Raw genomic sequence first — 5,225 nt, 5'->3', positions numbered from 1 at the left:
ACCTCGACGGTCGGCGGCGCCTGCCGGGCGCCGGCATAGGCCCGCGGCAGGCTCCCCCGGACGAGGTCGGCCATGATCCGGTCGCGGCTGGCGCCCGACTTGCCGCCGAGCACGATCGCGACGATCTGGCGGTCGTCGGACTTGGCAGCGGTCATTAGGTTGAAGCCGGAATCGCGAGTGTATCCGGTCTTGATGCCATCCACGCCCTCGACGTTGCCGAGCAGGTGGTTGTGGTTGCCGATGGTTCGGCCGCGGAAGGCGAAGGACCGGGTCTGGAAGTAGCGGTAGTAGCGCGGGAAGCGATCTTGGATCGCGCGGGCGAGCACCGTCAGGTCGCGGGCGGTGGTGATCTGCTCGGCATCGGGCAGGCCCGAGGCGTTGGCGTAATGCGTGCGGCTCATGCCGAGCGCATGGGCCTTGGCGGTCATCAGCTCGGCGAAGCGCTCCTCGGACCCGGCGATGTTCTCGCCGATGGCGCAGGCCACGTCGTTGGCCGACTTCGTCACGATCGCCTTGATGGCGTCCTCGACGGCGATGGTCTGGCCGGGGCGCAGGCCGAGCTTGGACGGCGCCTGCGCTGCGGCGTGGGCCGAGATCGTCAGCTCGGAATCGAGCGCGAAACGCCCCTTCTCCATCTGCTCGAACAGCATGTAGAGGGTCATGACCTTGGTGATCGAGGCCGGATGCCGGAGGGCGTCCTCGTTCACCGCATGCAGCGTGCGGCCAGACTTCACGTCGACCACCATCGCGGCGTAGGGCGGGTTGTAGCCGCCGCCCGGGCGGACGTGGCGACCGTGGCGGCGCGCCTCGGCGGGCGAGGCCATCGCGGTCAGCACCGCGGCGGCGGCGAGCGCGGCCGACAGGGCGGGCAGGGTTCGAGAGCGACGGGAAACGCTACGCATCACGACTCATTGCCCTCGACAGACCGGCCGCGACCGGTTTGCAACGCACCATTCAGCTCGGGACGCGCTCGAGGCGTGGCCCGATCGCGTCTGTCAAACACGCTACGGTGATGCAGTTACGGCGCGGTTAATGGAGTCGCCGCAGTTTGCACGTGTACTTCGCAGTGCAAACGTGGATTGACGTTCGATGGTGCGGCGCACAAATATCGTCTGCCGCGTCGACCTGTTCGGCCGAGAATCCTTGCTTGCACCGTCGCGCGGCGAGCCCGCTGCGTCGCAGGAGGCCCACCATGACCCTCGCTTCGAACCCGGCCGGTGAGCTCTCTCGTCAGGGTTTCGCGCGCACCCAGGCCGGCGCCGCCGCGCTGAGCCGAAGCGTCGGCGCCGCCGCCCGCACGAGCCAGACCATCGGGATCGAGTGGATGGACTATCTCAAGCAGGTCAGCTCCGAGGTCGTCGCGACCACCGAGAAGGTCGTGAAGGCCGGTAGCCCGGTGAAGGTGATAGCGATTCAGGGCGACTTCGTGAAGGCCGCGGGCGAACTCTGGATGGCGCGCGCCGGGACCTTCCGCGACCTCTACGCGACCCTGGCGACGGACATGGCGGGCCCGTTCGCGAAACCCTTCGCAAACCCCTTCGCCGCGGCGACGGGCAGGTCCGTAACGGCGGCGACGGAGCCGAAGGCCGCCTGACTCGGAGGCCGGGGCGGCGGGCCGCTCCCGGACAGTTGCGCGCAGACGACTGGCGAAACCGAATCCCGCCCTCTAGATTGGCTCGACGCGGCCGGACCCGTCGCAGCGATGCGACGAGCGACGGCCGGCATGAAGGAGCCGGTTCGATCACGATGACAGACGTCCCGATGCGGGGCACCGCTCATCCCCATACGCGTGTAATCCGGCCCTCCCTCGCGGCGGCGCGATCCGCCGCGGTCGCGTCCGACCCCGGATCGCCGGGCGGGGACGATCGCTCGAACACCGCGATCATCACGCGTACCAAGCCGAAGACCAAGCGACCGAGCCTGTATCGGGTGCTGCTGCTCAACGACGACTACACGCCGATGGAATTCGTCGTGCTCGTGGTCGAGCGGTTCTTCAACAAGACTCAGGAAGACGCCTACCAGATCATGATGCACGTGCATCAGAACGGCGTCGGAGAATGCGGGGTGTTCACCTACGAGGTCGCCGAGACCAAGGTGACGCAGGTCATGGACTTTGCGCGCAAACACCAACATCCTCTGCAGTGTGTTATGGAAAAAAAGTAGGCTCACGCAGCACAAAGGCTCGAGCATTGCCCAGCTTCTCACGCAGCCTTGAACAAGCTCTTCACCGCGCCCTCGCGCTCGCCGGCGAGCGCCGGCACGAATACGCCACGCTGGAGCACCTGCTTCTGGCGCTGGTCGACGACCAGGACGCGGCCGCAGTCATGCGGGCCTGCAACGTCGAGATCGACACGCTGAAGCGCAGCCTCGTCGAGTACGTCGACACCGAGCTCTCCAACCTCACCGGCGACGGCCGCCAGGACGCCAAGCCCACGGCCGGCTTCCAGCGCGTGATCCAGCGCGCGGTGATCCACGTGCAGTCGTCAGGCCGCGAGGAGGTGACCGGGGCCAACGTGCTCGTCGCGATCTTCGCCGAGCGCGAGAGCCATGCCGCCTACTTCCTGCAGGAGCAGGACATGACCCGCTACGACGCGGTCAACTACATCAGCCATGGCATCGCCAAGCGCCCCGGCGCGTCGGAGTCCAAGCCCGTTCGCGGCGCGGACGAGGAAGGCTCGAACGAACGCCCGAGCGACGACGGCGAGAACCGCACCAAGAAGAAGGGCGACGCCCTCGACGCCTACTGCGTCAATCTCAACAAGAAGGCCCGCGACGGCAAGGTCGACCCGCTGATCGGTCGCGAGAGCGAGGTCCAGCGCACGATCCAGGTGCTGTGCCGTCGCCAGAAGAACAACCCGCTCCTCGTCGGCGACCCCGGTGTCGGCAAGACCGCGATCGCGGAAGGCCTCGCCCGCAAGATCGTGCAGAAGGAGGTGCCGGAGGTCCTGGCCGACGCCACCGTGTTCTCGCTCGACATGGGCACGCTGCTCGCCGGCACCCGCTACCGTGGCGATTTCGAGGAGCGTCTCAAGCAGGTGATGAAGGAGATCGAGGCGCACCCGAACGCGGTGCTCTTCATTGACGAGATCCACACGGTGATCGGCGCCGGCGCCACCTCCGGCGGGGCGATGGACGCCTCGAACCTCCTGAAGCCCGCACTCGCCGCCGGCACGCTGCGTTGCATCGGCTCGACCACCTACAAGGAATACCGCCAGTACTTCGAGAAGGACCGCGCCCTGGTGCGGCGGTTCCAGAAGATCGACGTCGCCGAGCCGTCGATCCCGGACGCGATCGAGATCGTGAAGGGACTCCGCCCGTATTACGAGGAGTTCCACAAGCTCAAGTTCACCACCGAGGCCGTGAAGGCCGCGGTCGAGCTGTCGGCGCGCTACATCAACGACCGCAAGCTGCCCGACAAGGCGATCGACGTGATCGACGAGACCGGCGCCTCGCAGATGCTGGTGCCGGAGGCGCGCCGGAAGCGCGTGATCGGCATCAAGGAGATCGAGGCGACGATCGCCACGATGGCACGCATCCCGCCCAAGACCGTGTCGAAGGACGACGCGGTGGTGCTCCAGCATTTGACCGAGAACCTGAAGCGGGTGGTCTACGGCCAGCCCAACGCCATCGAGGCGCTGACCTCGGCGATCAAATTGGCCCGCGCGGGCCTGCGCGATCCTGACAAGCCGATCGGCTCCTACCTGTTCGCCGGCCCGACCGGCGTCGGCAAGACCGAGGCCGCCAAGCAGCTGGCATCGTCGCTCGGCGTCGAGATGCTCCGGTTCGACATGTCGGAATACATGGAGCGCCACACCGTCTCGCGGCTGATCGGCGCCCCACCCGGCTATGTCGGCTTCGATCAGGGCGGACTGCTCACCGACGGCATCGACCAGCACCCGCATTGCGTGCTGCTGCTCGACGAGATCGAGAAGGCGCACCCGGACCTGTTCAACATCCTGTTGCAGGTCATGGATCACGGCAAGCTCACCGACCACAACGGCAAGCAGGTCGATTTCCGTAACGTGATCATCATCATGACCACGAACGCGGGCGCCTCCGACCTCGCGAAGTCGGCCTACGGCTTCACCCAGGCCAAGCGCACGGGCGACGACGTCGAAGCGATCAACAAGCTGTTTGCGCCGGAATTCCGTAACCGGCTTGATGCGATCATCTCCTTCGGCCACCTGCCGAAGGAGGTCGTGGCCAAGGTCGTCGACAAGTTCGTGCTCCAGCTCGAGGCGCAGCTCGCCGACCGCAACGTCACGATCGAGTTGTCGGACGAGGCGCGTGCTTGGCTGGTCGAGCACGGCTATGACGACGCGATGGGCGCCCGCCCGATGGCGCGGCTGATCCAGTCGAGCATCAAGACGCAGCTCGCCGACGAGGTGCTGTTCGGCAAGCTGAAGAACGGCGGCGCGGTCCGCGTCATCGTGCGCAAGCCCGAGGATGCCGAGGCGAAGGCCGGCGGCAAGGAGACGCTGGGCTTCGAGTTCCCGGCCGGCCCTGTGGTGCCGAAGCCCGAGGCCGACGTGACCAACGCCGTCAAGAAGCACAAGCGGGCCAAGCCCCGGGCCGCCGCACGCAAGAAGACGCCCAAGGACGACAAGGGCGGCAATTCCGGCGGCGGTGGCGTCCGCACGGTGCCGAAGGTGCCCCTCGTCCGGGCCTGACGACGAACGGACGAAACGCCGTTTCGGCAGGCCCTGAAGCGCTCCCAGCGCTTCGGGGCCTTGCGCATGACGGCGATTGCGGCTTTCAGGATCGTGGACAACCACGACATGGACGCGGCGACCGTACGCCGCCGCGAAGGACCGAGGGGGCGTGACAATGAGCGAACTGCATGAGGGCCCCCTCCTGCCCGTCGAGCAACCCACGCTTGCGGCGGCACGACCGAAGCCCCTCACCCGCCGTGAGGAGCGGCGGCGGCGGCGCACCCGCCGTCGCCGCGGCGAGGAGATCCTGGCCTGGGTGCTCGTGCCGCTGATCTGCCTCGGGATCTACTGGGGCATCAACGCCGGCTTCGAGTTCATGGGGACCTCGCCCGGCCAGGTCTGGGACCAGCTCATGCAGGTGAAGGCGATGATGGAGAAGCGCGCCTGATCGCGCCGCTCCGGTCGCCGCATCCTCTCGCGCGAACGGAGCGTTCATGCCCCTCACCCGCCGCGCCGCGCTGATCGGCGCCCTCCTCGCGGCTCCCGCCGCGAAGGCGGCCCGGCGCGACGGGC

Annotated in this window: 5 protein-coding genes; 4 read left to right on the top strand and 1 reads right to left on the bottom strand. The window is 67.6% G+C overall.

Annotated features, from left to right (window positions below; all coding sequences use genetic code 11):
* Positions 1-902, bottom strand: a 902-nt coding sequence (locus tag FV222_RS16495; protein WP_147815141.1) for a D-alanyl-D-alanine carboxypeptidase family protein, incomplete at its 3' end; no start/stop codon positions are given.
* Between the two features lie 290 nt (positions 903-1,192).
* Here FV222_RS16495 and FV222_RS16490 point away from each other — a divergent pair.
* The 4 genes from FV222_RS16490 (at position 1,193) to FV222_RS16475 (ending at position 5,100) form a co-directional block, all read left to right on the top strand.
* Positions 1,193-1,594, top strand: a complete 402-nt coding sequence (locus FV222_RS16490; RefSeq protein ID WP_147762687.1) for a phasin family protein — start codon at positions 1,193-1,195, stop codon at positions 1,592-1,594.
* A gap of 167 nt (positions 1,595-1,761) precedes the next feature.
* Positions 1,762-2,163 carry an ATP-dependent Clp protease adapter ClpS gene (gene clpS, locus FV222_RS16485; protein ID WP_147815139.1) on the top strand — a complete coding sequence of 134 codons (402 nt, stop codon included), beginning with the start codon at positions 1,762-1,764 and terminating at the stop codon, positions 2,161-2,163.
* A 26-nt stretch (positions 2,164-2,189) separates the two neighbouring features.
* Positions 2,190-4,670 (top strand): ATP-dependent Clp protease ATP-binding subunit ClpA, encoded by a 2,481-nt coding sequence (gene clpA / locus FV222_RS16480; RefSeq protein ID WP_147750619.1) that lies wholly within the window; start codon positions 2,190-2,192, stop codon positions 4,668-4,670.
* Positions 4,671-4,827: 157 nt separating this feature from the next.
* Positions 4,828-5,100 carry a hypothetical protein gene (locus FV222_RS16475; protein ID WP_147750620.1) on the top strand — a complete coding sequence of 91 codons (273 nt, stop codon included), beginning with the start codon at positions 4,828-4,830 and terminating at the stop codon, positions 5,098-5,100.
* Positions 5,101-5,225: the final 125 nt, after the last annotated feature.

Origin of the sequence: Methylobacterium sp. WL103 (genome assembly GCF_008039885.1) — a bacterium.
GTDB classification, from domain to species: Bacteria; Pseudomonadota; Alphaproteobacteria; order Rhizobiales; family Beijerinckiaceae; genus Methylobacterium; species Methylobacterium cerastii.
The sequence above is the reverse complement of the archived record's forward strand: the minus strand, read 5'-3'. Positions and strand labels throughout refer to the sequence as shown.

What these genes read in the sequence shown, in the direction of transcription:
- FV222_RS16475 (WP_147750620.1), top strand. Translation starts at nt 4,828, where the DNA reads ATGAGCGAACTGCATGAGGGCCCCCTCCTGCCCGTCGAGCAACCCACG.
- clpS (WP_147815139.1), top strand. Translation starts at nt 1,762, where the DNA reads ATGCGGGGCACCGCTCATCCCCATACGCGTGTAATCCGGCCCTCCCTC.
- FV222_RS16490 (WP_147762687.1), top strand. Translation starts at nt 1,193, where the DNA reads ATGACCCTCGCTTCGAACCCGGCCGGTGAGCTCTCTCGTCAGGGTTTC.